Origin of the sequence: Amycolatopsis sp. ATCC 39116 (genome assembly GCF_000231075.2) — a bacterium.
Lineage (GTDB): Bacteria > Actinomycetota > Actinomycetes > Mycobacteriales > Pseudonocardiaceae > Amycolatopsis_E > Amycolatopsis_E tucumanensis.
Window position 1 is genome coordinate 62962 of record NZ_AFWY03000029.1, and the last position, 22371, is coordinate 85332.

General features: G+C 70.7%; 23 protein-coding genes and 1 pseudogene. 12 read left to right on the forward strand and 12 right to left on the reverse strand.

Annotated features, from left to right (window positions below):
• Positions 1-241: 241 nt before the first annotated feature.
• The 3 genes and pseudogenes from AMY39116_RS0325675 to AMY39116_RS0325685 form a co-directional block, all read right to left on the reverse strand.
• Positions 242-1429: pseudogene (locus AMY39116_RS0325675) on the reverse strand (S8 family peptidase); the annotation flags it as partial.
• Positions 1430-1590: 161 nt separating this feature from the next.
• Complete coding sequence (locus tag AMY39116_RS0325680; protein ID WP_020420485.1) at positions 1591-2679, reverse strand: ABC transporter ATP-binding protein; 1089 nt, start codon at positions 2677-2679, stop codon at positions 1591-1593.
• A gap of 58 nt (positions 2680-2737) precedes the next feature.
• Entirely contained in the window at positions 2738-3958 is a 1221-nt protein-coding gene (locus AMY39116_RS0325685; RefSeq protein WP_020420486.1) for an NADP-dependent malic enzyme, read from the reverse strand.
• Positions 3959-4296: 338 nt separating this feature from the next.
• On the opposite strand from AMY39116_RS0325685, the gene AMY39116_RS0325690 reads away from it, so the two are divergent.
• Positions 4297-4899, forward strand: coding sequence for a dTDP-4-dehydrorhamnose 3,5-epimerase family protein (locus tag AMY39116_RS0325690; protein ID WP_020420487.1), 603 nt, complete (start codon positions 4297-4299; stop codon positions 4897-4899).
• Between the two features lie 4 nt (positions 4900-4903).
• On the opposite strand, the gene AMY39116_RS0325695 is transcribed toward AMY39116_RS0325690, so the two are convergent.
• Both AMY39116_RS0325695 and AMY39116_RS0325700 read right to left on the reverse strand, forming a co-directional pair.
• Entirely contained in the window at positions 4904-5548 is a 645-nt protein-coding gene (locus tag AMY39116_RS0325695; RefSeq protein ID WP_020420488.1) for a gamma carbonic anhydrase family protein, read from the reverse strand.
• A 77-nt stretch (positions 5549-5625) separates the two neighbouring features.
• Positions 5626-7224, reverse strand: coding sequence for a GMC oxidoreductase (locus AMY39116_RS0325700; RefSeq protein ID WP_020420489.1), 1599 nt, complete (start codon positions 7222-7224; stop codon positions 5626-5628).
• A 126-nt stretch (positions 7225-7350) separates the two neighbouring features.
• Here AMY39116_RS0325700 and AMY39116_RS0325705 point away from each other — a divergent pair, with 126 nt between their 5' ends.
• Positions 7351-7995 carry a hypothetical protein gene (locus tag AMY39116_RS0325705; protein ID WP_020420490.1) on the forward strand — a complete coding sequence of 215 codons (645 nt, stop codon included), beginning with the start codon at positions 7351-7353 and terminating at the stop codon, positions 7993-7995.
• Here AMY39116_RS0325705 and AMY39116_RS0325710 read toward each other — a convergent pair.
• The gene (locus AMY39116_RS0325710) at positions 7989-8456 is read right to left on the reverse strand and encodes a hotdog fold domain-containing protein (protein WP_020420491.1); all 468 of its coding nucleotides are present in this window, start codon (positions 8454-8456) and stop codon (positions 7989-7991) included. The genes AMY39116_RS0325705 and AMY39116_RS0325710 overlap by 7 nt on opposite strands.
• Positions 8457-8514: 58 nt before the next feature.
• Here AMY39116_RS0325710 and AMY39116_RS0325715 point away from each other — a divergent pair, with 58 nt between their 5' ends.
• The 3 genes from AMY39116_RS0325715 (at position 8515) to AMY39116_RS0325725 (ending at position 10827) form a co-directional block, all read left to right on the forward strand.
• A complete protein-coding gene (locus tag AMY39116_RS0325715) occupies positions 8515-9096 on the forward strand; it encodes an acid phosphatase (protein WP_020420492.1) in 582 nt (193 codons plus the stop codon).
• A 93-nt stretch (positions 9097-9189) separates the two neighbouring features.
• Complete coding sequence (locus AMY39116_RS0325720; protein ID WP_020420493.1) at positions 9190-10296, forward strand: cobalamin-independent methionine synthase II family protein; 1107 nt, start codon at positions 9190-9192, stop codon at positions 10294-10296.
• A 48-nt stretch (positions 10297-10344) separates the two neighbouring features.
• Positions 10345-10827 (forward strand): GNAT family N-acetyltransferase, encoded by a 483-nt coding sequence (locus AMY39116_RS0325725; protein WP_017984698.1) that lies wholly within the window; start codon positions 10345-10347, stop codon positions 10825-10827.
• On the opposite strand, the gene AMY39116_RS0325730 is transcribed toward AMY39116_RS0325725, so the two are convergent.
• Positions 10824-11294 (reverse strand): hypothetical protein, encoded by a 471-nt coding sequence (locus AMY39116_RS0325730; RefSeq protein ID WP_020420494.1) that lies wholly within the window; start codon positions 11292-11294, stop codon positions 10824-10826. The genes AMY39116_RS0325725 and AMY39116_RS0325730 overlap by 4 nt on opposite strands.
• Positions 11295-11559: 265 nt before the next feature.
• Here AMY39116_RS0325730 and AMY39116_RS0325735 point away from each other — a divergent pair, with 265 nt between their 5' ends.
• Both AMY39116_RS0325735 and AMY39116_RS0325740 read left to right on the forward strand, forming a co-directional pair.
• A complete protein-coding gene (locus tag AMY39116_RS0325735) occupies positions 11560-12471 on the forward strand; it encodes a diacylglycerol kinase family protein (RefSeq protein WP_020420495.1) in 912 nt (303 codons plus the stop codon).
• A 264-nt stretch (positions 12472-12735) separates the two neighbouring features.
• A complete protein-coding gene (locus AMY39116_RS0325740; protein ID WP_026153466.1) occupies positions 12736-12987 on the forward strand; it encodes a WhiB family transcriptional regulator in 252 nt (83 codons plus the stop codon).
• Positions 12988-14135: 1148 nt separating this feature from the next.
• On the opposite strand, the gene AMY39116_RS0325745 is transcribed toward AMY39116_RS0325740, so the two are convergent.
• On the reverse strand, positions 14136-15641 hold the full coding sequence (locus tag AMY39116_RS0325745; protein WP_020420496.1) for a sensor histidine kinase: 1506 nt from the start codon (positions 15639-15641) through the stop codon (positions 14136-14138).
• Between the two features lie 113 nt (positions 15642-15754).
• Here AMY39116_RS0325745 and AMY39116_RS48170 point away from each other — a divergent pair, with 113 nt between their 5' ends.
• Positions 15755-15829, forward strand: a complete 75-nt coding sequence (locus AMY39116_RS48170; RefSeq protein WP_369794341.1) for a 50S ribosomal protein bL37 — start codon at positions 15755-15757, stop codon at positions 15827-15829.
• A gap of 60 nt (positions 15830-15889) precedes the next feature.
• On the opposite strand, the gene rsrA is transcribed toward AMY39116_RS48170, so the two are convergent.
• On the reverse strand, positions 15890-16210 hold the full coding sequence (rsrA, locus tag AMY39116_RS0325750; RefSeq protein ID WP_020420497.1) for a mycothiol system anti-sigma-R factor: 321 nt from the start codon (positions 16208-16210) through the stop codon (positions 15890-15892).
• Positions 16207-16842 carry a sigma-70 family RNA polymerase sigma factor gene (locus tag AMY39116_RS0325755; protein WP_026153467.1) on the reverse strand — a complete coding sequence of 212 codons (636 nt, stop codon included), beginning with the start codon at positions 16840-16842 and terminating at the stop codon, positions 16207-16209. Before AMY39116_RS0325755 ends, rsrA begins: the two co-directional genes overlap by 4 nt.
• Before the next feature lie 242 nt (positions 16843-17084).
• On the opposite strand from AMY39116_RS0325755, the gene ybaK reads away from it, so the two are divergent.
• Positions 17085-17561 carry a Cys-tRNA(Pro) deacylase gene (gene ybaK / locus AMY39116_RS0325760; RefSeq protein ID WP_020420498.1) on the forward strand — a complete coding sequence of 159 codons (477 nt, stop codon included), beginning with the start codon at positions 17085-17087 and terminating at the stop codon, positions 17559-17561.
• Positions 17562-17956: 395 nt separating this feature from the next.
• Here ybaK and AMY39116_RS0325765 read toward each other — a convergent pair whose 3' ends face one another.
• Both AMY39116_RS0325765 and AMY39116_RS0325770 read right to left on the reverse strand, forming a co-directional pair.
• On the reverse strand, positions 17957-18565 hold the full coding sequence (locus AMY39116_RS0325765; protein ID WP_020420499.1) for an alpha/beta family hydrolase: 609 nt from the start codon (positions 18563-18565) through the stop codon (positions 17957-17959).
• On the reverse strand, positions 18562-19332 hold the full coding sequence (locus tag AMY39116_RS0325770; RefSeq protein ID WP_020420500.1) for an SOS response-associated peptidase: 771 nt from the start codon (positions 19330-19332) through the stop codon (positions 18562-18564). Before AMY39116_RS0325770 ends, AMY39116_RS0325765 begins: the two co-directional genes overlap by 4 nt.
• A 108-nt stretch (positions 19333-19440) precedes the next feature.
• Here AMY39116_RS0325770 and rsgA point away from each other — a divergent pair, with 108 nt between their 5' ends.
• From rsgA to AMY39116_RS0325785, 3 genes are all read left to right on the forward strand, one after another.
• Positions 19441-20430, forward strand: a complete 990-nt coding sequence (rsgA, locus tag AMY39116_RS0325775; protein ID WP_020420501.1) for a ribosome small subunit-dependent GTPase A — start codon at positions 19441-19443, stop codon at positions 20428-20430.
• Positions 20431-20501: 71 nt separating this feature from the next.
• Complete coding sequence (locus tag AMY39116_RS0325780) at positions 20502-21329, forward strand: hypothetical protein (RefSeq protein WP_020420502.1); 828 nt, start codon at positions 20502-20504, stop codon at positions 21327-21329.
• An 85-nt stretch (positions 21330-21414) separates the two neighbouring features.
• Entirely contained in the window at positions 21415-22239 is an 825-nt protein-coding gene (locus AMY39116_RS0325785; protein ID WP_027936227.1) for a hypothetical protein, read from the forward strand.
• The last annotated feature ends 132 nt before the right edge of the window (positions 22240-22371 follow it).

The following is a 22371-nucleotide window of genomic DNA, read 5'->3' on the forward strand; positions in this document are numbered from 1 at the left end:
TCGCCGGACGGGCAGGCTCCGGGATGACCAGGGGACCGTTGTTAGCTCACCTCGGGTGGGTGGTCGCTGTGCGGTCATCCCGTCGCCTTCCGGTTTGTGCATATCACCTTGATCCAGGGCCGCAAGGTTGGCATTTCAACTCACGTGAGCAGAGAGGTTGCGGCCCTGGCTCAAGGTGATCGTCGCGTGTCAGGCGACGGGATGACCACCCAGCTCGGGGTTTTGTTCAAAGATGGCGCTATGCGCCCGTGTAGAGCAGGGTGTTGGGGCTGTTCGTTCCTGCGCTGGTCACCTTGCCCGTGGTGGCGGCTGCCACCAGTGCGTCTCGTACCTGCTGGGGCGTCGCCGAGGTGTGGGTGGCCAGGTAGAGCGCTGCGGCTCCGGCCACGTGGGGCGTCGCCATCGAGGTGCCGCTGATGGTGTTCGTGGCGCTCGTGCTGCCGATCCAGTCCGACTTGATGCTGCTGCCGGGCGCGAAGATGTCCAGGCAGCTCCCGTAGTTCGAGTAGCTCGCCCGTGCGTCCGTGCTCGTCGTGGCTCCCACGGTGATCGCGGCCGGGACGCGGGACGGCGACGAGCTGCAGGCGTTCGTGTTGCTGTTGCCCGCCGCGACCGCGTACGTCACGCCCGCCGCGATCGACGCCTTCACCGCGTTGTCCACCGCCGTCGACACGCCGCCGCCGAGGCTCATGTTCGCCACCGCCGGCTTCACCGCGTTCTGGGTGACCCACTCGATGCCGGCGATCACCTGGTCGTAGGTGCCCGAACCCTCGCAGTCGAGCACCCGCACGGCGGTCAACCGCACCCCCTTGGCCACACCGTACGCGGAACCACCGACAGTTCCGGCGACGTGCGTGCCGTGGCCGTTGCAGTCGCTGGCATTCGAGTCGCCGTCGACGAAGTCGTAGCCGGACGTCGCGCGGCCGCCGAAGTCGCTGTGCGTCAGGTTGATGCCGGTGTCGATGATGTAGGCATGCACGTTCGACGCGGTGGTCGAGTAGTTGTACGCCTGGTTCAGCGGCAGGTTGCGCTGGTCGACGCGGTCCAGGCCCCACGACGGCGGATTTGACTGCGTGGCGGTGATCGAGACGCGCCGGTTCTGCTCGACGAACGCCACCGACGGATCGGCCGCGACCCGCTTCGCCTGCGACTCGCTCATCGTCGCCGAGTAGCCGTGCAGCGCACGCGAGAACGTTTGCCGCACGTTGCCGCCGAGCTTGCCGGTCACCTCGCTGACCAGTGAAGACACCGGTGACGCCGAGTCCTTGAACACCACGATGTAGCTGCCGGAGATCGCGCCGGGCGCATCCGCGCCGACGATCGACCCCTCCTGGGCGGAAGCCGGGGCGGTGAACCCGACGGTCGCGACCGCAGCGGCCGCGAGCGCCACACCGGCTGATCTGGCCTTGCTGAGCAGGGACTTGGACATGAGTCCTCCTTGGCAGGGCCGGCGCGATGAGCTGGGGAATCGCCCACCGCACCGCAAGGGGTGAGACTTTTTCACGGTAGGACCGCGTCACCGCCCCGCGGAAGGACTGGCACCCGGGTGGCTCCCGGCGAAAGTAGGGCGGACCAGCCGCCCGGTCTGGATCAGTCGGCTGTCGTGACGCCCTCGATCACGTCCAGCACCTGCCGGGCCGTCACCGCGCCCACGGCCTTGCCCGTCTCGTCCACCACGACCCCCAGGCCCGCCGGCGACGACAACGCCGCGTCCAGCGCGCCCCGCACCGACGTGCCGCGCCGGTAGAGCGAACCGCCGGCGACCAGGTCCGACTCGGCCAGCCCGCCGTCCACACTGGACCCCGGAGCCAGCCAGCCCCGCGGCTGCCCGGAGTCGTTCACCGCGAGCAGCCACTCCTCCGTCGGACCGGAGACGTTGTCACCCAAGGAAACCGTGGCCACCGAACGAACTTCCACGCCCGTAGCGTCCACAAAAGACAGTCCACGGTAGCCGCGGTCGCGGCCCACGAAGGACGCCACGAAGTCGTCCACCGGGTGCCGCAGCACGTCGGCCGGCGTGCCGTACTGCGCGAGCCGCCCGCCGACGCGCATCACGGCCACCTTGTCGCCCAGCCGCACGGCCTCGTCGATGTCGTGTGTGACGAACACGATCGTCTTGCCCAGCTGCGACTGCAACCGCAGCAACTCGTCCTGCAGGCCCTCGCGCACGATCGGGTCGACGGCCGAGAACGGCTCGTCCATCAGCAGCACCGGCGCGTCCGCGGCCAGCGCCCTGGCGACCCCCACCCGCTGGCGCTGACCGCCGGAAAGCTGCGCCGGATAACGCTTCCCCAGTTCCGCGGGCAGACCGACGATCTCCAGCAGCTCGGCCGCGCGGTCGCGCGCCTTCCGCTTGCCCCACCCGGACAACACGGGCACGGTCGCGACGTTGTCCAGCACCGTCCGGTGCGGGAACAACCCGGCGTTCTGGATCACGTACCCGATGCCGCGCCGCAGCACCGGCGGATCCTGCTCGCGGATGTCCTTCCCGTCGAGCAGCACCCGTCCCGAGGTCGGCTCGACCATGCGGTTGATCATCCGCAGCGACGTCGTCTTCCCGCAGCCAGACGGCCCGACGAACACCGTGATGGTGCCGTCCTCGACCGTCAGGCTCAGGTCGTCGACGGCGAGCGTGCCGTCCGGGTAGCGCTTGGTCACGCCGTCGAACTCGATCAACACGCCCTCCCAGCGAAAAGCCTTCCCGGAGACGCGCCCAGCGCCTCCGGGAAGGTCCAGCTTAGCCGGTGACGCCGTCCTCGATCGCCGCCTTCGCCACGGCCGCGGCGACCTCGGGGGCGACGCGCGGGTCGAGCGGGCTCGGCACGATGCGGTCCGGCCCCAGGTCGTCCTGCGCGACGGCGACGATCGCCTCGGCGGCCGCCAGCTTCATGTTCTCGGTGATCGCCCGCGCGCCGGCGTCCAGCGCGCCCCGGAACACGCCGGGGAAGGCGAGCACGTTGTTGATCTGGTTCGGGAAGTCGCTGCGCCCGGTCGCCACGATCGCCGCGTACTTGGCGGCCTCGTGCGGGTGGACCTCCGGGTCCGGGTTGGACAACGCGAACACGATCGGGTCATCGGCCATGCCGGCCAGCAGCTCCGGCTCGATCGTGGACCCGGACAGCCCCAGGTACACGTCCGCGCCGCGCAGCGCCTCGGCCAGGCCGCCGCGCAGACCGGCTTTGTTGGTGGTCTGGGCCAGCTTCTCCTTGACCGGGTTCAGCCCGTCCCGGCCGGAGTGGATGATGCCGCGCGAGTCCAGCACCGTGACGTCGGCGACACCGGCCTCCTGCAGGATCTTCGCGCACGCGACACCCGCGGCGCCGGCGCCGGAGACGACCACCCGCTGCTGCTTGATGTCCCGGTCGAGCACCAGGTTCGCGCCACGCAGCGCGGCCAGCGTCACGATCGCCGTGCCGTGCTGGTCGTCGTGCATGACCGGGCAGTCCAGCGCCTCCTTGAGCTTGTCCTCCAGCTCGAAGCAGCGCGGCGCGGAGATGTCCTCCAGGTTGACGGCGCCGTAGGACGGGCGCAGCCGCACCAGCGTCTCGACGATCTCGTCGACGTCCTTGGTGTCCAGCACCAGCGGGATCGAGTCCAGGCCGCCGAAGGTCTTGAAGAGCACCGACTTGCCCTCCATGACGGGCAGCGACGCGCTCGCGCCGATGTCGCCCAGCCCCAGCACCGCGGTGCCGTCGCTGACGACGACCACCAGCCGGTGCGCCCACGTGTAGCGCTGGGCCAGCTCGGCGTTCTCGGCGATGGCGCGGCTCGCCTTGGCCACCCCCGGCGTGTAGGCGATGGAGAGGTCGCGTGGCTGCGAGATCGGGCGCGTGGCCGCCACCGAGAGCTTGCCGCCCTCGTGACCGCGGAAGATCTCGTCGTCGGTCACCGGCGAGTAGTCGGTACCCGTCGGCGGCACTGCCTCGGCCGCCGTGCTCTTGCTGACCTCGTCGTTCATCGATGTCCCTGCCCTCGTATCAGAGGTCTGAGCGTAGGTCATGGAAATGAATCCCTCCCGGGACCGTGTGCGGGGACACTGCCCCATCCCCCAGTGGCGTGGTTGATCTCGCAGCTCGGTAGCCCGGGCGCGGTGGCGCCGGCAGCCGGCTCGGCGTCCGTCTCGGCCGTGCGGAGCCCTTGGTGAGGCGACGGCCGCGGACGCGGCGGTCCCCCCAGTGTTGCAGGCTCCGCACCGGTTGTGATGCCGAGGTGCGGTTGATGTCACAAAAAGGGGAGGTCAACGGGGTTCTAGCAAGACGTCCGTCCGGCTTGGGAGTGCCCCGCTAGGGTTGCGGTATGGAGGTCCGCCAGCTCGCCGTTCCCGACGCCTACGAGTTCACGCCGCGTTCGTTCCCGGACCACCGCGGCCTTTTCGTCGCGCCGTTCCAGGAGGCGGCGCTCGTCGAGGCGATCGGGCACCCGCTGCACGTGGCGCAGACGAACCACAGCGTGTCCCGGCGGGGGACGATCCGGGGAGTGCATTTCGCCGACACGCCGCCCGGACAGGCGAAGTACGTCTACTGCCCGCGTGGCGCGCTGCTCGACGTCGTGGTGGACCTGCGGGTCGGCTCGCCCACGTTCGGCACCTGGGACGCCGTGCGGCTCGATTCGGTGGACTACCGCGCGGTCTACATCGCGGAAGGCCTCGGGCACGCGTTCGTCGCGCTGGAGGACGACACCGTGATGGCCTACCTCTGTTCGACCGGGTACAACCCGGCGGGCGAACACGGGATCACCCCGCTCGACCCCGAGCTGAAACTCCCCTGGCCGTCGGACGTCACGCCGATCCTGTCCGAAAAGGACGAAGCGGCCCCGGCTCTCGCCGAGGCCGCCGCCGCCGGGCTGCTGCCGGTCTACGCCGACTGCGTCGCCCACTACGAGAAACTCCGCGCGGGCTAGAGCCTCAACCGGCGACGTTCACACCCTCATCGTCCGCGTGCGCGCCGAACTCGGCGACGCGTACCTCCGCGATGCGCTCGTACCGGCTGATCCGGTCGGTCCACTCCGCGTCGACGCCGAACGCCGCCTGCGCGAAGCCCACCCGCCGGACAGCCTCGGCCAGGCCCGGATCCCCAGGGGCCAGCAGCCGCACCGGCGCGTCGAGCGCCACGGTGTGCGGCGGCACGAAGTACTCGTCCGGCAGAACGGTGCGCGCGTGGACGAGCGCGCCGACAGCGACGACCGAGCCGGCCCCCAGCCGTGCGCGCTGCAGGACCGTCGCCGCGGTCGCCACGTAGACGCACCGGCCGGCCTCGCAGCCCAGCAGCGTGGCATGTGGTCCCACGAAGACGTGGTCGTCGAGAAGCACCGGCTGGTCGCCGGCGACCGCGGACCCGCGCAACACCGCGTTCTCGCAAATCACCGCCGCCTCCCCGACCTCGATCCGAGACCCCTCGGCATCGAGCACCGCGCCGTACATGACCCGCGCCCTCGGCCCCACGCGGACATCGCCGACGAGTGTGGCCGTCGGGGCGATGTAGGCGGTGGGGTGGACCTGCGGTTCACACCCGCGGTGCCGGATGCGGATTCCCCGCGCTCGCACGATCACGACCGGATTCTCGGCCGACCGGCCGCGAGCGCGCTGGCGGATTCCGGACGTCTCGTTCGCCCGTCGGCTGATACGGGCTAGAAGTCCTCCGCCAGCACGCGGGCGATGTTGCGCTCCGCCAGCGCGGTGATCGTGACGAACGGGTTCACGCCCGTGCTGCCCGGGATGAGCGAGCCGTCGGTGACGTAGAGGTTGCGGTAGCCCTTCACGCGCCCGTACAGGTCGGTCGCCTTGCCCAGCACCAGACCGCCCAGCGGGTGGTAGGTGAACCGGTTCTCGAACGCCCGGGTGTCGCCGAACAGGTCGTAGCGGTAGATCGTCCCGTTCGCCGAGTTGATGCGGTCGAACAGGCTCTTCGCCGCGTCGATCGACGGCTGGCCCTGCGCGACGTCCCACTGCAGGACCGCCTTGTCGGCGCCCGGGTCGTACTTGAACCACCCGCGCTCGGGGTTCTTCGTGATCGCCAGGTACAGGCTCGCCCACGTCTCCAGCCCGGCGGGCACCGGCGCGATCTCGGCGAACACCGGGTTGACCGGGTCCTCCCACGCGTCGATGCCGAGCGCGGGCATGCCCGACTCGACCGGGCCGACCGGGTCCCACACGTGGTTGGCCCGGCCCAGCATGACGTTGCCGTTGGTGCCCCAGCCCTGGCCGACGTCCTCGCCGAGGTCGGGCAGCTTGCCGGTGTCGCGCGCCCGCACCAGCAGCTCGGTCGAGCCGAGGCTGCCGGCGCCGAGGAACAAGTACTTCGTCCCCAGCTGGCGCACGCCGAGCACGTTGCCCTCGGCGTCAATCTGCCGCACTGTCAGCGTGTACGTGCCGTCCTGCTGCTGGGCGATGTCGCGGACCTCGGTGAGCGTCTGGATGGTGACGTTGCCGGTGCCCAGCGCGGCCGCCAGGTAGCTCTTGTCCAGCGAGCGCTTGCCGTGGTTGTTGCCGTAGATGACCTCCGAGGCCAGCGCGGACCTCGGCACCTCGCCGGCCTCTTCCCGGCGCATGTAGTCGAAGTCGTAGACGCTGGGCACGAACGTGGTCTTGAGCCCGGTCTTCTGCGCGTGCTTCCGCGAGACGCGCGCGAACTGGTAGGAGTCGCAGGTCTCGAACCAGTCCGGGTCGATGTTGTTCACGCCCAGCATGGAGTTCGCGAGCGGGTAGTACGTGCCGTACATCTCGTCGGCGTCGACCTCGGGCAGGATTTCCTCGAAGTACCAGCGCTTCGGGGTCACCGCCATGGCGCCGTTGACCAGCGAGCCGCCGCCGACACCGCGGCCGACGTAGACCGACATGTCGCCGAAGTGCACGCGGTCCAGCACGCCCGCGTACGGGTCGATGTTCCGGTTGGCCAGGTCGAGCCACAGGAACGAGGCCAGCGGCGCCTCCGTGCGGTTCTTGAACCACGACGACCGGCGGTCCGGGCTGAGCATGTCCGAGAAGATCTTGCCGTCCTCGCCCGGTGTGTTCCACAGCTGGCCCATTTCGAGCATCAGCGTCGGGACGCCGGCCGCCCCGAGGCGCAGCGCCGTGACGGCGGCGCCGTAGCCGGTGCCGACGACGACGGCCGGCGAGTAGTCGGTGGCCGCCGAGGCGGAGGTCCGGGTCGAGATCGTGGTCAGCCCGAGCGTGGCGGCGGAGCTGAGCGCGGTCAGGCCGAGGAACCGGCGTCGAGAGAGGGACATAACGCGAACCATATTCGGATCGACCTTGCTTTGTAAACGGTGTTAATCCCTAGTGGCGCGATGCCAGGGTCGGCTCCGGGCTTTCCCCGATGGTGCCGTTTGCGCAGGTGGGACAGGATTTGGATCATGAAGATCGCACTCGCAGCGGCCGCCGTCGCCGCACTCGCCCTGACGGTCACCAGCGCTCTCCCCGCCCGCGCCGCGGACGGCACGTTCGCCGACTGCCCCGCCCTGCCCGCCGGCGCGGACCCGGGCCAGTGGCGCTGCGAGGTGCTCGACTCGACCGCCACCATGTCCTTCGGCGACGTCCGGGACCTCCCGCTCGGACCGATGCGCCTGACCTTCGCCGAGGGGCAGCTGAACGGCGAGTACGCGCAGGTGTTCGGCGCACTGAGATCCGAACCGGTCGCGGTGCCCGGGCTCCCCCGCGCCACCGTGCGGTTCGGGTACGGCGGCCACTCCGACTTCCAGTCCAACGACGAGCGCAAGGGCGAGATCGACCTCGTCGCCGAGTTCGACGGGCCCTACCTGCCGCGAGACTGCGCGACCGGCGTCATCCACTCCGTCCTGCAGGCCGACGGGCCGACCGAGGTCGTCTCGACCGATCCGCTGACGCTGAAGTTCGCCACCTACGACCACGAACTGGCCGTGCCCGCCACGGAGAACTGCGGCCCGCTGGGCCGGGTGGTCGACCGCCGCCTCGGCCTGCCCGCCGCGTCCGGGACGAACTCCTACGCCCAAACCACGACGGTCCGCCTGCGCGACTACTGACGCTTCGGCGTCACCCAGATCGTGATGGTGGCGGTGACGACGGGCTTGCCCGCCCGGTCGGAAATCACGACGGGCACCGGCAGTTCCACGCCCTCGCCGCCGAACGCCGGGATCTCCGGCAGCTCGGCGACCGCCCGCAGGCTCGTCTCCGCCTTCGCCACGTACCGCACCGTCATGCCCTTGGGCAGCCACCGGTGCGTGGCGGGCAGGGTCGACTCGGCGAGCATCCCCATCGCGATCTCCGCGAGGTTGCACGCCGCGATCGCGTGAAATGTGCCGATGTGGTTGTGAACACCCCACCACTTCGGCGCGCGCACCGCGCAGTAGCCGGGACGCAGCTCCTCCACGGTCGGCAGCACCGAGCCGAAATAGGGCACACGCAGGCAAATCGCGGTCGAGAACAGTCGTTTGCCGCCGGGCAGCGCGCTCAGCCGCTGCCACAGCGAGTAGGTCGAAACCACCGGCGCCTCCTATGTTACCGACCGGTAGCAAAGCAGACCGGTGGCTATATTCGCAAACGTGGACCACGAGCTCTTCCTCTTCCGCCACGGTCAGACCGAGTGGTCGGTGAACGGCAAGCACACCGGCCGCACCGACATCCCGCTGACTCCCGCCGGGGAGAACCAGGCGCGCGCCGCCGGCCTGACCCTGCAGACGCTCCGCAAGGGCCCCGCGCTGGTGCTGACCAGCCCGCGGCAGCGCGCGGTGCGCACGGCCGAGCTGGCCGGGCTGCGGATCGACGAGCAGACGGAAGACCTCGCGGAGTGGGACTACGGCGACTATGAGGGCGTCACCACGCCGGAGATCCGCAAGACCGTGCCCGGCTGGACCGTCTGGACACACGAGATGCCCGGCGGCGAGACCGTCGAGCAGGTGACCGCCCGCGCGGACGCCCTGCTGGAGCGGGTGCGCGCGGCGCTGGCCGACACCGAGGTGATCCTGGTCGGCCACGGCCACTTCAGCCGGGTGCTGATCGCCCGCTGGATCGGGCTGCCCGCCACCGCGGGCGTCCACTTCGGACTGGACCCGGCCGGGGTGACGGTCCTCGGCGACGAGCGCGGCGAGCCGAAGATCGAGCACCTGAACATCCCGCCGTCCTGACCGTAGCGATCCCGCACCGCACCGCGGTCAGCTCGCTTGAATCGAGGTCAACGAGGCCAACCCGGCGTCATCCGCCTCGCTTAGCGTCGAGCCGTGAACTCCTTCGCCCGGGCGACCCACGTCGGCAGCCTCCTCCGTCCCCCGCTTCTGCTGAAGGCACGCGCCGATCACGCCGCGGGCCGGCTTGACGACGCCGGGCTGCGGCGTGTCGAGCAGGAGTCGATCCTGGTAGCGCTGTCGGTGCAGCAGGACAGCGGCATCGGCGTCTACACCGACGGCGAGTACCTGCGAACGGATTTCATGAGCAGGCTCACCGAGCACGTGGACGGTTTCGCCGCGCAGGCGCCGTCGCTGGAATGGCAGTCCGGCGACCACGTCGAGGAGGACAGCGACATCCTCCGGCTCATCGGGGGCAAGCTCGCCTACCGCGAACGGTTCACCGACCGCGAGGCCGCCTTCCTCGCCGCGCACGCGCCCGGCCCGTTCAAGGTCACCATCCCGGAGGTCACGAACTTCGTGGTCGCCAACTGGGACCCGCGGGTCAGCGGCCCGCACTACCCCAGCCGCGCCGACATCGTCGACGACCTGGCGGCCGTCCTGCTGCAGGAGGCCGCGGCGCTCGCCGAGGACGGCGTCCGGCACGTCCAGATCGACGCGCCGTGCTTCATCGCCTTCGCCAATCCACGCATCCTCGGGCTCTTCGCGTCGGAGGGCATCGACGCGCGGGACCTGCTGCGACGTTGCATCGAAGCCGACACGGCCGTCGTCCGGCTGCTGCGCGACCGCGGCGTCGCCGTGGGCATGCACATCTGCCGCGGCAACTACCGCGGCCAGTGGTTCAACGAGGGCTTCTACGACGACATCGCGGCGGAAATGTTCGGCGGCATCCCGGTGAACCACTGGCTGCTGGAGTACGACACCGAACGTGCGGGCACCTTCGAGCCGCTGCAGCACGTGCCGGACGGGGTGCGGGTCGTGCTGGGCCTGGTCACGACGAAGACCGGTGAGCTGGAGGATCCCGACGAGCTCGCGCGGCGGGTGGACGAGGCCGCGCGGATCGTCCCGCTGGCGGATATGGCGGTCAGCCCGCAGTGCGGGTTCGCATCGGAGGTGCAGGGAAACCCGCTGACTTGGGATGATCAGCGCCGGAAGCTGGACCTGACGGTTTCGGTGGCGCAGCGGGTCTGGGGCGGGGTCTGAGTCTGGCAGGATCGGGTGCAGCTCACCCGCCGAATCCTGGGAGTCCCCATGCCCGACAGCCGCATCCGCCGTATCCGCGAGTCCGATGTGGACGAAGTTGCGCAGCTGGTGCACGAACTGGCCGCCTACGAGAAGGCGCCGCAGGACTGCCACCTGACGGCGGACCGCCTGCGGGTGGCGCTGTTCGGCGACAGCCCGGCCGTCTTCGGGCACGTCGCCGAGCAGGACGGCGAGATCGTCGGGTTCGCGCTGTGGTTCCTGAACTTCTCCACCTGGCGCGGAGTGCACGGCATCTACTTGGAGGACCTGTTCGTCAAGTCCGAGCTGCGCGGGTCCGGGCTGGGCAAGGCGCTGCTGGCGACGCTCGCGAAGGAGTGCGTCGACCGCGGCTTCGCGCGGCTGGAGTGGTCGGTGCTGGACTGGAATCCGGCGACCGGCTTCTACAAGTCCCTCGGCGCGACGCCCATGGACGAGTGGACCGTCTACCGCCTCACCGACACCGCACTGGACAAGCTCGCGAAGCTCGCCTAGTCCTCCTCACCGCGCTCCCGGCGGCGGCCGGCCATCCCGCCGCGCTCGGCGGCCTCCTCCTCGGTCTCGTCCTCGTGCTGCCCGAGCGCCCACGCCCGCGCGGGCTGGCGGAACAGCAGCACGATGATCGCCACCCCGAGGACGATGATCGGCACCCCGAACCCGGGCCGCCCGGACGGCCCAGCCATGTACCAGCCGACGCCGGCGGTGATGAGCGCCATCACCAGCCCCGGCGAGCGGGCCCAGGTGTGGCCGAACAGCAGTCCGATCGCGCAGCCGACGACGGCGAGCCCGAACAGCACGTAGAAGGCGCCCTCGGCGAGCACGCTGGTCAGCGGCATGGAGTCACCGGGCGAGGCGAACAGCAGGGCGCCGAACACCAGCAGGCCGATCCCCGGCAGGACGGTCAGCGCGCCGGCCACCCTGACCTCGCGCGGAGCGGGTGAAATCTTGTCGGCGAGCGCCATCGCGAAGGGCCTTCCACCAGCGGCTGAGCGGCACGGGTGACCGTGTGTGAACGCCATCGATACTAAGCCACCCGGTCGGCCGTTTTCGAACCGCGGCCATCCGCGTCAAGATCTGGGTGTCGTCGATGAGCCGGCGGACGCCCGGGGTGCACTTGTCACGACGAACGGACCGTGCCGAACGACGGGAGGTCAACCGGCAGTCTTTTCGCAGTGATGAGGTTCGCGCTGACGCTTGGGATGCGCCCGATTGGCCTACCCTGCGGATATGCGCGCGATTCTGGTGGTCAACCCGCAGGCCACGTCCACGACGGCCGGCGGGCGGGACGTGCTCGCGCACGCGTTGGCCAGCCAGGTGAAGCTGGAGGTCGTGGAGACCGACTACCGCGGCCACGCGCTGGCGGTGGCCAGGGACGCCGCACGGGACGGGGTCGACCTGGTGGTCGCCCACGGCGGTGACGGCACGGTGAACGAGGTCGTCAACGGCCTGCTCGCCGACGGGCCTGCCACGCAGCTGCCCGCGCTCGGCGTCGTGCCCGGCGGGTCGGCCAACGTGTTCGCGCGCGCCCTCGGCATTTCCCGGGACCCCGTGGAGGCCACGCACCAGCTGCTGTCGGCCATCGAGTCGGGCCGCAGCCGCCGCGTCGGGCTGGGACTGGCGGACGGGCGGTGGTTCACCTTCAACGCGGGCCTCGGCTGGGACGCCGATGTGGTCGCCACGGTCGCCGACCGGCGCGGGAAGCAGACGAACGCGCTGCTGTACATGCGGGCGGCGGTGACGTGTTACTTCCGCCCGCGCTCGCCCCGGTTGCCGCTAACCGTGCACGTACCGGGCGAGGAGCCGGCCGAGGTGCGGATGGCGTTCGTGTCGAACACGGATCCGTGGAGCTACCTCGGTGAGCGACCCGTCCACCTCAACACCGGCAGCTCCTTCGAGCGGGGTCTCGGGCTGTTCGCGCTGCGCAAGCTGTCGCTGCCGCTGGTGTTCCGGCACGTCCGCCAGGCGCTGCGGACGGAGGCCGAGCACCGCGGCAAGGCGCTCGTGAAGTACGACGACCTGGCGAAACTCAGCGTGACGGCCGAGGAGCCGGTAAACTTCCAGGTCGACGGCGACCTGATCGGCCGTCGGACGCAGGTGGACTTCACGAGCGTGCCCGACGTGCTGACCGTGCTGGCGTGAGTGATCGGTCCGGCGATCTGCAACTTGCCGTTCGTCGACGCACACGGTCCACTCACCGCATCGTCCTTCCCCCGCGAAGGCCGTTTCGGAGAGAAACCGCAGGTCAGCGGGGTCGCCTGACCAGGTGAGCTGACTCACCGATGTTGCGAAAACACTTGTCGAAAGCGGTGCTTCGTGAAAGCATTCACAAGCACCCCAAGAAACGATCCGCCATGACGACCTGTGGCGCAGCACGCTCTGCGCCCCGAGAAGGAGCTCACAGAAATGGACTGGCGCCACGACGCTGCCTGCCGCGACGAGGACCCGGAGCTGTTCTTCCCTGTCGGGAACAGCGGTCCCGCGCTGCTGCAGATCGCCGAGGCGAAAGCCGTATGCCACCGCTGCCCGGCAGCGTCCGAGTGCCTGGCCTGGGCCCTGGCCAGCGGCCAGGACTCCGGTGTCTGGGGCGGGATGAGCGAAGACGAGCGCCGTGCCCTGAAGCGCCGTCGTGCTCACATCGGCATGCGCACCGCCTGACCTCTCCACGCGCTGCGGCGTCGCTTAACGCGTCTCTTACGAGAGTACGCGGGACCTGACGCAGGGGCTCACACGCCCCCACTTAACGTTCGAAGGCCCGGCCCCCACCTCCCGCGGGTGCCGGGCCTTTGAACGTCCTGAGCAGGGTTTTTGGGTTTCGGCCGCTCTCGCCTGCGCGGCTGCCACACGGTGCCTCCACGGCACCCGTGCCTCACTGCCCCAGGATGCCCGGTGACGTTCCGCTTCGGCCCCAGCCCCGGCTCCTGCCCGCCCGGCGCTGGCTGCTGCTTCCGTCCGGCATCCGCTCCTGCTCGGGCCAGCTCCAGTTGCCGCTCCTGCCTGGCAACTGCTCCGTTTCATCACCTGCACCGGCCGCCGCCCTACCTGGGCGCCTCCCACCCGCGTGAGACGCCCACCCACAAGGGCACCATTGGCCCTCTCACCCAGGCACCCTTGGCCCTCTCGCCTCGGCACTGTTAGCCCTCTCGCCTCTGGCCCTCTCGCCTCGGCACCATTGGCCCTCTCGCCTCGGCACCGTTGGCCCTCTCGCACCTTCCAAGCACCGCTGGCCCACCCGCGCGGGCACGGTTGGCCACCTTGCGCGGCGCGACTGACCCACTCGTGCGGGCACACGACCGGCCATCTCACGCACGCACCGGTGGTCACCCCACGCAAGCACGACTGGCCCACTCACCGCGGGCCGCACGACCGGCCACCTCACGCAGTCACCAGCGGTCACCTCACGCGAGCGCCAGCGGTCACCTCACGCAGTCACCAGCGGTCACCTCGCGCGGGCGCGACTGGCCCACTCACGCGAGCACGACCGGCCATCCGCGCAGGGACGATTGGCCCACCCACGCACGCAGGACCGCTCACCTCACGCAGTCACCAGCAGTCACCTCACGCGAGCGCCAGCGGGGTCACCTCACGCAGTCACCCAGCGGCCACCTCACCCGGGCGCGACTGGCCCACTCACGCGCAAAACCACCGGCCACCTCGCACACCCAGGGCGACTGGTCACCTCACGCGGGCACGATCGGCCACCTCACGCAGCCACGACTGGCCACCTCAAACAGGTGCCAGTGGTCACCTCGCGCCGACCCACCCATGCGAATACAACCCGCCCACCCGAAGCAGGCCCCAAGAAACTACGGCCGCCGCCCCAGAGGCAGCCTCAACGCGGCCTCCGTGCCGCGCGCCGCGCCGTCGCGGAGCTTTCGCAACGACAGCGAACCCCGCAGCTCCGACTCCACCAGGGTGCGCACGATCTGCAGCCCGAGCCCGTCAGCCCGCTCCAGAGAGAACCCGGACGGCAACCCCCGGCCGTTGTCGCGGATCAGGACGTCCAGCCAGCGCGCCGAGCGGCTCACCACGATCTCCACCTTGCCCGGCCGCCCGTCCGGGAAAGCGTGCTCCACCGCGTTCTGCACCAGCTCCGCCAGCACCATCACCAGCGGCGTCGCGATCTCGGCGACCACCACCCCGAACGAGCCGGACCGGCTGATGCTCACCCGCGACTCCGCGGTCGCGACCTCGCCGACCATCGGCAGCACGTTGTCCAGCAGCTTGTCCAGGTCGACCCGCTCGTCGACCGACACCGACAGCGCCTCGTCCACCATCGCGATCGACGCGACCCGCCGGACGGACTCCGTCAGCGCCTGCCTCGCCTCGGCGTTGGAGGTGCGCCGTGACTGCAGACGCAGCAACGCGGCCACCGTCTGCAGGTTGTTCTTGACCCGGTGGTGGATCTCCCGGATCGTCGCGTCCTTCGACAGCAACGCCCGGTCCCGCCGCTTCACCTCGGTCACGTCCCGGCACAGCACCAGCGCCCCCGCCGGCTGCCCGTGTGGCCGCAGCGGCAACGCCCGGAACAACACGACCGCACCCCGCCGCGACTCGGCCTCCGTGCGGCTGCCCGGCTTCCCGTCCAGGGCGTCCAGGATCCGGTGGGCGACCTCCGTCGCGTCGAACGGGTCCCGGATCAGCGACCGCGTCAACGGCGCCAGCCGCGTCCCCACCAGGTCCGACTCGTGCCCCATCCGGTGGTAGGCCGACAGGCCGTTGGGGCTCGCGAACACCACGTTCCCGGCCGCGTCCAGGCGGATCAGCCCGTCCCCCACCCGCGGACTCGTGTGCACGTCCGTCTGGCTGTCCACGTGCGGGAACGTGCCGTCCACGATCATCTGGCACAGGTCGCCCGCACTACCGAGGTAGGCCACCTCGAGCGGGCTCGGCACGCGCGGCGCGGCCAGGTTCGTCTCACGGGACAGCACCGCGATCACGTTCGAACCGAACGTCACGGGGATCGCCTCGCGGCGCATCGGCAGGTCGCGGTACCAGTGCGGGTCCTCCTCGCGGCAGATCCGGACCTCCCGGATCGCCCGCGCGAGCTGCGGGTGGTCCTCCACCGTGAACCGCGTCCCGACCACGTCCTCGGGGTGCGCGGTGGGCGCCGTGGTGGGGCGGGCCTGCGCGACGCACACGAAGTCGCCGCCCTGCTCGTTGTGCTCCGGCGACACCGGCACCCACAGCAGGAAGTCGGCGAAGGACAGGTCGGCGAGCAGCTGCCACTCGGCCACCACGGCCTGCAGGTGGTCCGCCGCCTCGCCGGACAGGCCGGTGTTCTCGGCCAGCAGGTCGGAAAGTGTCGTCACGCTGGTACTCCTCCTCGGGGCAGCTCAAGTGAACCAGAGCGGGACCTTCCCGGCACCCGCCGGGGCGAGCCTGAGACACTGGTTGGCAGATCGCGACCAGGGAAGGAGCAGGCATGTCGAAGCGAGCCCGCAAGCGCCGCGACCGCCGGAAGAACGGCGCCAACCACGGCAAGAAGCCCAACAGCTGAGTTCGGGCACGAGAAAGGCCCCGGTGCCATGGCACCGGGGCCTTCGTCGTGTCCGGGGTACTACTCCGCGTTCTGCTCGAGCCGGACCTCGGTCCGCTCGATCGTCACGTCACCGCGCCGCTCGACCGTCTGGTAGATCGACGCCCGCAGCTTCTGCTTGAACTCGTCCGGGGCGGTGTCGCCGCCGCACTTGCGGTGCAGGAGCTGCTTGAGCTGCTCGTCGATGCCGTACTCCTCGAGGCACGGCGGGCAGTCCTCGATGTGCTTGCGCAGCTGCGCGTCCCGCTCCGGGCTGCACTCGCGATCCAGCAACAGGAAGATCTCGGCGAGCGCCTCGGAACAGCGGACGTCGTCCTTGTGCGGCTCACGACCGGTGGTCATCGCGCTACCTCCTGCTTGGCGCCGCGGATGAAGCCGCGCTCGCGCGCGACGTCGGCGAGCAGGTTGCGCAGCTGGGCGCGGCCACGGTGCAGGCGGGACATCACGGTCCCGATCGGCGTGTCCATGATCTCGGCGATTTCCTTGTAGGCGAAGCCCTCGACGTCGGCGAGGTACACGGCGAGCCGGAACTCCTCCGGCAGCTGCTGCAGCGCGTCCTTGACGTCGCTGTCGGGCAGCCGGTCCATCGCCTCGACTTCCGCCGACCGCAGACCGCTCGAGGTGTGGCTCTCCGCCTGGGCGATCTGCCAGTCGGTGATCTCCTCGGTGGGCTGCTGCACCGGCTGACGCTGACGCTTCCGGTACCCGTTGATGTAGGTGTTCGTGAGGATGCGGTACATCCAGGCCTTGAGGTTCGTGCCCTCCTTGAAGGAGGCGAACGCGCCGTAGGCCTTGAGGTAGGTCTCCTGCACGAGGTCCTCGGCGTCCGCCGGGTTCCTCGTCATGCGCAGAGCGGCCGAGTACAGCTGGTCCAGCAGCGGCATCGCGTCGCGCTCGAAGCGCTCGGCGCGCTCTTCGACCGGCTCCTGCTCGGAGCCGGATTCGGGCACCGCGGAGTTCTGCGTGCTCGGCAAACCGTTCCCTTTCCCATCCGCGTCGAAGCGGTCCACACCCGTGGCCGGGTGCGCATACGACAGCTTCGAGGATACGCGGACGGGCTTGGCCGGGCCGGGTACACCGGCCGGGCGGGTGACGGCCTGCACACGGGCTCGTCGATCAGCAAGCTTTGACGGCACGTCCGTGTCAACACCGCACGATCCGGGCACATTCCCCGCCGCGGGAAAAGGACTTGCGCCTCCCGGCTACCGTGCACCCCATGGCCGGGAAGGGAACGCCGGCGACCGCCCTGCTCGCGAAGCAGAAAGTCGCGCACAAGCTGCACGCCTACGACCACGATCCGAAGCACGAGTCCTACGGCCTGGAAGCGGCCGAGGCGCTCGGGCTCGAACCGGACCGCGTGTTCAAAACGCTGGTGGCCGATGTGGACGGAAAGCTGACGGTCGGCGTGGTGCCGGTCACCGGGCAGCTGGACCTGAAGGCGCTGGCCGCGGCGGCCGGCGGCAAGCGGGCGAAGATGGCGGACGCGGCGGCCGCCCAGCGCGCGACCGGATACGTCCTCGGCGGCATCTCACCGCTGGGCCAGCGCTCGCGGCTGCCGGTGGTGATCGACGAGACGGCGGAGAAGTTCGAGACGATCTACTGCTCGGCCGGCCGTCGCGGCCTGGAGGTGGAGCTGGCGCCGGCCGACCTGGTGCGCCTGACCTCGGCGACGGTGGCGCCCATCCGCGCCTGACCCGCCTGGCGGCACGCGACCACGGCGCCTTTGGTGCGGCGCCAGGCAGGCGGTGCCCGCCGCCGATCAGCCGCCGCCGCGGCCCGGAGGTAGAACCGGCGCCCGCCGCGCCTGGTCCGCCCGACCTCCGCCACCGTGGCACCCATCCGCGCCTGACCCGGCGGACGGCACGCGACCACGGTGCCTCCGGTGCGACGCCAGGCAGGCGGCGCCCGCCGCCGATCAGCCGCCGCGGCCTGGATAGAACCGGCCGGCCGACCTGGTGCGCCCAACCTCCGCCACCGTCGCACCCATCCGCACCCGACTCAGCGGACGGCACCCAGCCGCCATCGCGCTGACCGGCGCCGCGGCGGGCACCGTGCCTCGGACGCCTCCGGGCAGACAGCGCCGTCCGCCTACGTGAGCGGCCGCAGCACCTTCGCGAGCCACTCGTGCACCGTGCGGTACACCGCTTCCAGGTCGGCGTCCAGCGCGTGCGTCCCGCGCACCACGACGACCTCGTGGTGCGGCCCCGGCTTCGGGCAGCCGAACGGGTCGGTCTCGCCCTGCACCACCAGCGTCGGGACCTCCACCGCGTCCAGCTCGGCCTGCCTGCTCTTCTCCGGCTTGCCCGGCGGGTGCTCCGGGAACGCCAGGCACAACACGGCCACCGCCTGCCCGGCCGCCGCCGTCCGGCACGCCACCCGCGCCCCCGACGAGCGGCCGCCGAACACCATCGGCAGGTCGTCGAAGCGATCGCACAGCTCCTCGGCCACCGCGAGCCACGCCGTGTCCAGCTGCTTGGCAGGCGCGGGCGCCCTGCGGCCCGCCACCCGGTAGGGCTGCTCGACCAGCACGACGTGCACCCCGGCCGCCTGCCCCGCGCGGGTGGCCGCGACCAGGTCCTTCGCCTCGATCCCGCCGCCGGCGCCGTGGCCGAGCATCAGCACCGCCTCGCCGTCGGGCGCACAGTGCAGCTCCGCCATGGCCGGGCCGTGCGGAGTCGGGATCTCGATCCGGGTCATGGTTTCGGCAGGTCGAACAGGGCGTCGGCGGCGTCCAGGTCGGTGGCAGGCTCGACCCGCTCGATCAGCTCCGGGCCGTTGTTGCGCACGTTGCCGACCCGGTCGGACACCGGCCGCAGCTCGATGGTCTCCATCAGGTCCATCGGCGGCGCCAGCAGCTCGCCGACCTCGGTGCGGTCCGGGTCGAGCCACTCGGCCCAGTTCCGCTCGTGGATGACCAGCGGCATCCGGTCGTGCACGTCGGTCAGCCGCCCGGCCGCGTCGGTCGTGATGATCGAAAAAGTGATCAGCTGCGGGGCGTCCGGATCCTTCGGGTCGCGCCAGGTGTCCCAGATCCCGGCGAAGGACAGCGAGTGGCCGTCCGGCCGGGTCATGTAGAACGGCTCCTTCTGCTTGCCCGTGCGCCGCCACTCGTACCAGCCGTCGGCGGGCACCAGGCAGCGCCGCTGCGCGAGCGACTTCTTGAAGGCCGGCTTCTCGGCGGCGGTCTCGGCGCGGGTGTTGATCATCCGGTTGCCGACGGACACGTCCTTGGCCCAGAACGGAACCAGCCCCCAGCGCATGACCCGCAGGCTGCGCACGGCGGGCTCGTCCTCCAGGACCTGCCCGTCGGCATCCCGCGGGTGCCGCTGCACCACGGTGACCACGTTCTTCGTCGGCGCGACGTTGTAGTCGGCCTCGCGCGCCTTGCCGTCGGTCTCGTCCACGGCGTCGAACTCCTGGGCCAGGTCGGCCGGGTTCTTCTTCGCCGCGTAGCGGCCGCACATCTCGCCCAACTCCTTCGGACCGGCTGCGGATAACCCATCGTGACACGGGTGGCGCACCACTGGCGAGCGGGATGGGGGATCATCTGTGCTCGGAAGGAGGCTCGGAGCTTGGCACGCAGGGACTGGCGCGATCTGGACGAAAGCGACGTCCGCGTGCGCCCGGGAAAGGGCTCGCGCCCGCGCAGCAAGCGGCGGCCGACCCACTCCGACGCCACCCAGGCGATGGTGATCGCGGTCGACCGCGGCCGTTGGACCTGCGCGATCGACAGCGACCCCGGCCGCCTCGTCACCGCCATGCGCGCCCGTGAGCTGGGCCGGACCCCGGTCGTCGTGGGCGACCAGGTGGGTCTGGTCGGCGACACCAGCGGCGAGCCGGGCACGCTGGCCCGCATCGTCCGGGTCGACGAGCGCACCAGCCTGCTGCGCCGCACGGCCGACGACACCGACCCGTTCGAGCGGGTGGTCGTCGCCAACGCCGAGCAGCTGCTCATCGTCACCGCGCTGGCCGATCCGCCGCCGCGGCCCGGGTTCATCGACCGCTGCCTGGTCGCGTGCTACGCCGGTGGCCTGCAGCCGGTTCTGTGCCTGACGAAGGCCGACCTGGCGAGCCCGGACGAGCTGCTGTCCCGCTACGCCGAGCTGGACGTGCCCGCGGTGGTGACCCGCTTCGACGAGGACTCGCTGCCGCTGGCCGACACCGTGCGCGGCCGGGTGTCCGCGCTCGTCGGCCACTCCGGGGTCGGCAAGTCGACACTGGTGAACCGGCTGGTGCCGGACGCCGAGCTGGCCACTGGTGAGGTCAGCGCGGTCGGCAAGGGACGGCACACGTCCGTCGCGGCCGTCGCGCTGCCGCTGCCCGACGGCGGCTGGGTGATCGACACGCCGGGCGTGCGGTCGTTCGGCCTGGCGCACGTGACCGCCAACGACATCGTGGCGTCCTTCGACGAGTTCGCCGAGGCCGCCGAGGAGTGCCCGCCGGGGTGCGGGCACCTGGGGCCGCCGGAGGACCCGGACTGCATGCTCGACGAGGTCGAGGACAAGCGCCGGCTGCCGTCGCTGCGCCGCCTGCTCGCGTCGCGGGCGGGCATGGAGGTTTGATCTTCGCCGGTTTTGCCCATCCCTGTCGGTGACAACCCACTTGGGGGACATTCGACTGAGGGATTCTTGTCATGCGCAAAATCGCTCTTCTGGCGGGTGCGCTGGCGCTGATCGCCGGCACCACCGCCTGTGGTTCGACCGCGGAATCCGGGCAGGCCGGCGAGACGCCCGCGCTGTTCGGCAACGCCCAGGAACTGGTGCTGGCCTCGTCCGGCAAGACCAGCCAGGCGCAGACTGCGAAGTTCACGCTCACCGGCTCGGTGGCAGGCCAGACCCTGAACGCCGGCGGCGAAGGGCGCTTCACCGGGCCCTCGCCGGCGATGACCATGACCATGACCGTCGCCGGGCAGAGCCAGGAGATGCGGGTCGTGGACAAAGTTCTCTACCTGAAGCTGCCGCCGGAACAGGCGGCGCAGGCGGTCGAGGGCGGCAAGCCGTGGGCGAAGGTGCCGGAGGACAGCGAGGCCGGCAAGGCCATCGGCGCGAGCATGGACCAGGCCGCCCAGGGTGACCCGACGCAGATCCTGGATCAGATCCAGCAGGCAGGCACGATCACCCGCAGCGAGCAGACCACGCTCGACGGGCAGCCGGTGAGCCACTACTGGGTCAACCTGGACGTCGCGAAGGCCACCGGCACGCTCAACACCGGTGAACTGCCGCCGGAGGTGCTGGACAAGCTGAAGAACTCCGGCGCCGTCATCCCGGTCGAGATCTGGCTCAACTCCGACCAGCTGCCCGTGCAGGTCACGCAGGACCTGACGCAGGTGATGCAGGCGGCGGGCGCGCCGGCCGGCGCGCAGAGCGCCACGATGACGATGAAGTACCGCGACTGGGGCGCGCCGGTGGACGTCACGGCCCCGCCCGCGGATCAGGTCGGCGAGCTGAAGACCGCGGCCTGACAGAAGTAACGCGGGAGTCCTCTTGGGACATATCCCCGTTAGCCGCCCGAAGACGGGCGGCCCCGACCAAAGGGGAATGTTCCACATGAAGAAAACCGCTCTCGCGTCCGGGATCCTGGCGCTGGTGCTCGGGCTCACCGCGTGTGGTGGCGGGGAGTCCGGCTCCAGCGGCGGGACCGCGGGCCCGGCGCTGTTCGGCGACGTGCAGGAGCTCGTCCGGGCGGCGTCGGCGAAGACCGGTCAGGTGCAGTCGGCGAAGTTCACCATCTCCGGCTCGATCGCCGGGCAGCAGATGACCGGCTCCGGCGAGGGCCGCTTCAACGGCCCCGACAGCGCGATCGCCATGACGATGTCCGTCGGCGGGCAGAGCCAGGAGATGCGCATCGTCGACAAGGTCCTCTACCTCAAGCTGCCCGAGGAGGCGCAGGCCGCGACCGGTGGCAAGCCGTGGGCGACGTTCCCGGAGGGCAGCGAGGCCGCGAAGACGCTGGGCGCGAGCCTCGAGCAGGCCGAGTCGAACGACCCGTCGAAGACGCTGGAGCAGATCGAGAAGGCAGGCACGATCACCCGCAGCGAGCAGACCACGCTCGATGGGCAGCAGGTCAGCCACTACTGGGTCACCATCGACGTGGCGAAGGCGTCCGACGAGCTGGCCTCGTCCGGTCTGCCCGCGGAGACGCTGGAGCAGCTGAAGTCGATGAACGTGACCTACCCGATGGAGCTGTGGCTGAACAGCGACCAGCTGCCGGTGCAGATCACGCAGGACCTCGGCCCGGTGATGCAGGCCGTGGGCGCGCCCGCCGAGGCGCAGCAGGCGAAGATCACGATGAAGTACAGCGACTGGGGCGCCCCGGTCGACGTCACCGCCCCGCCCGCCGACCAGGTGGGCGAGCTCAAGATCGGCGGCTGAACCGGTTGTCGCGGCGCGGTCTCGGTTCGCCGGGACCGCGCCGTTTTCCGTAACGCGAGTGTCCCTTCGCGACATATGTCCGGTAGTTCACCCGGCAGAGGTGATCCGACCGGGGGGAACACCCGCGTGAAG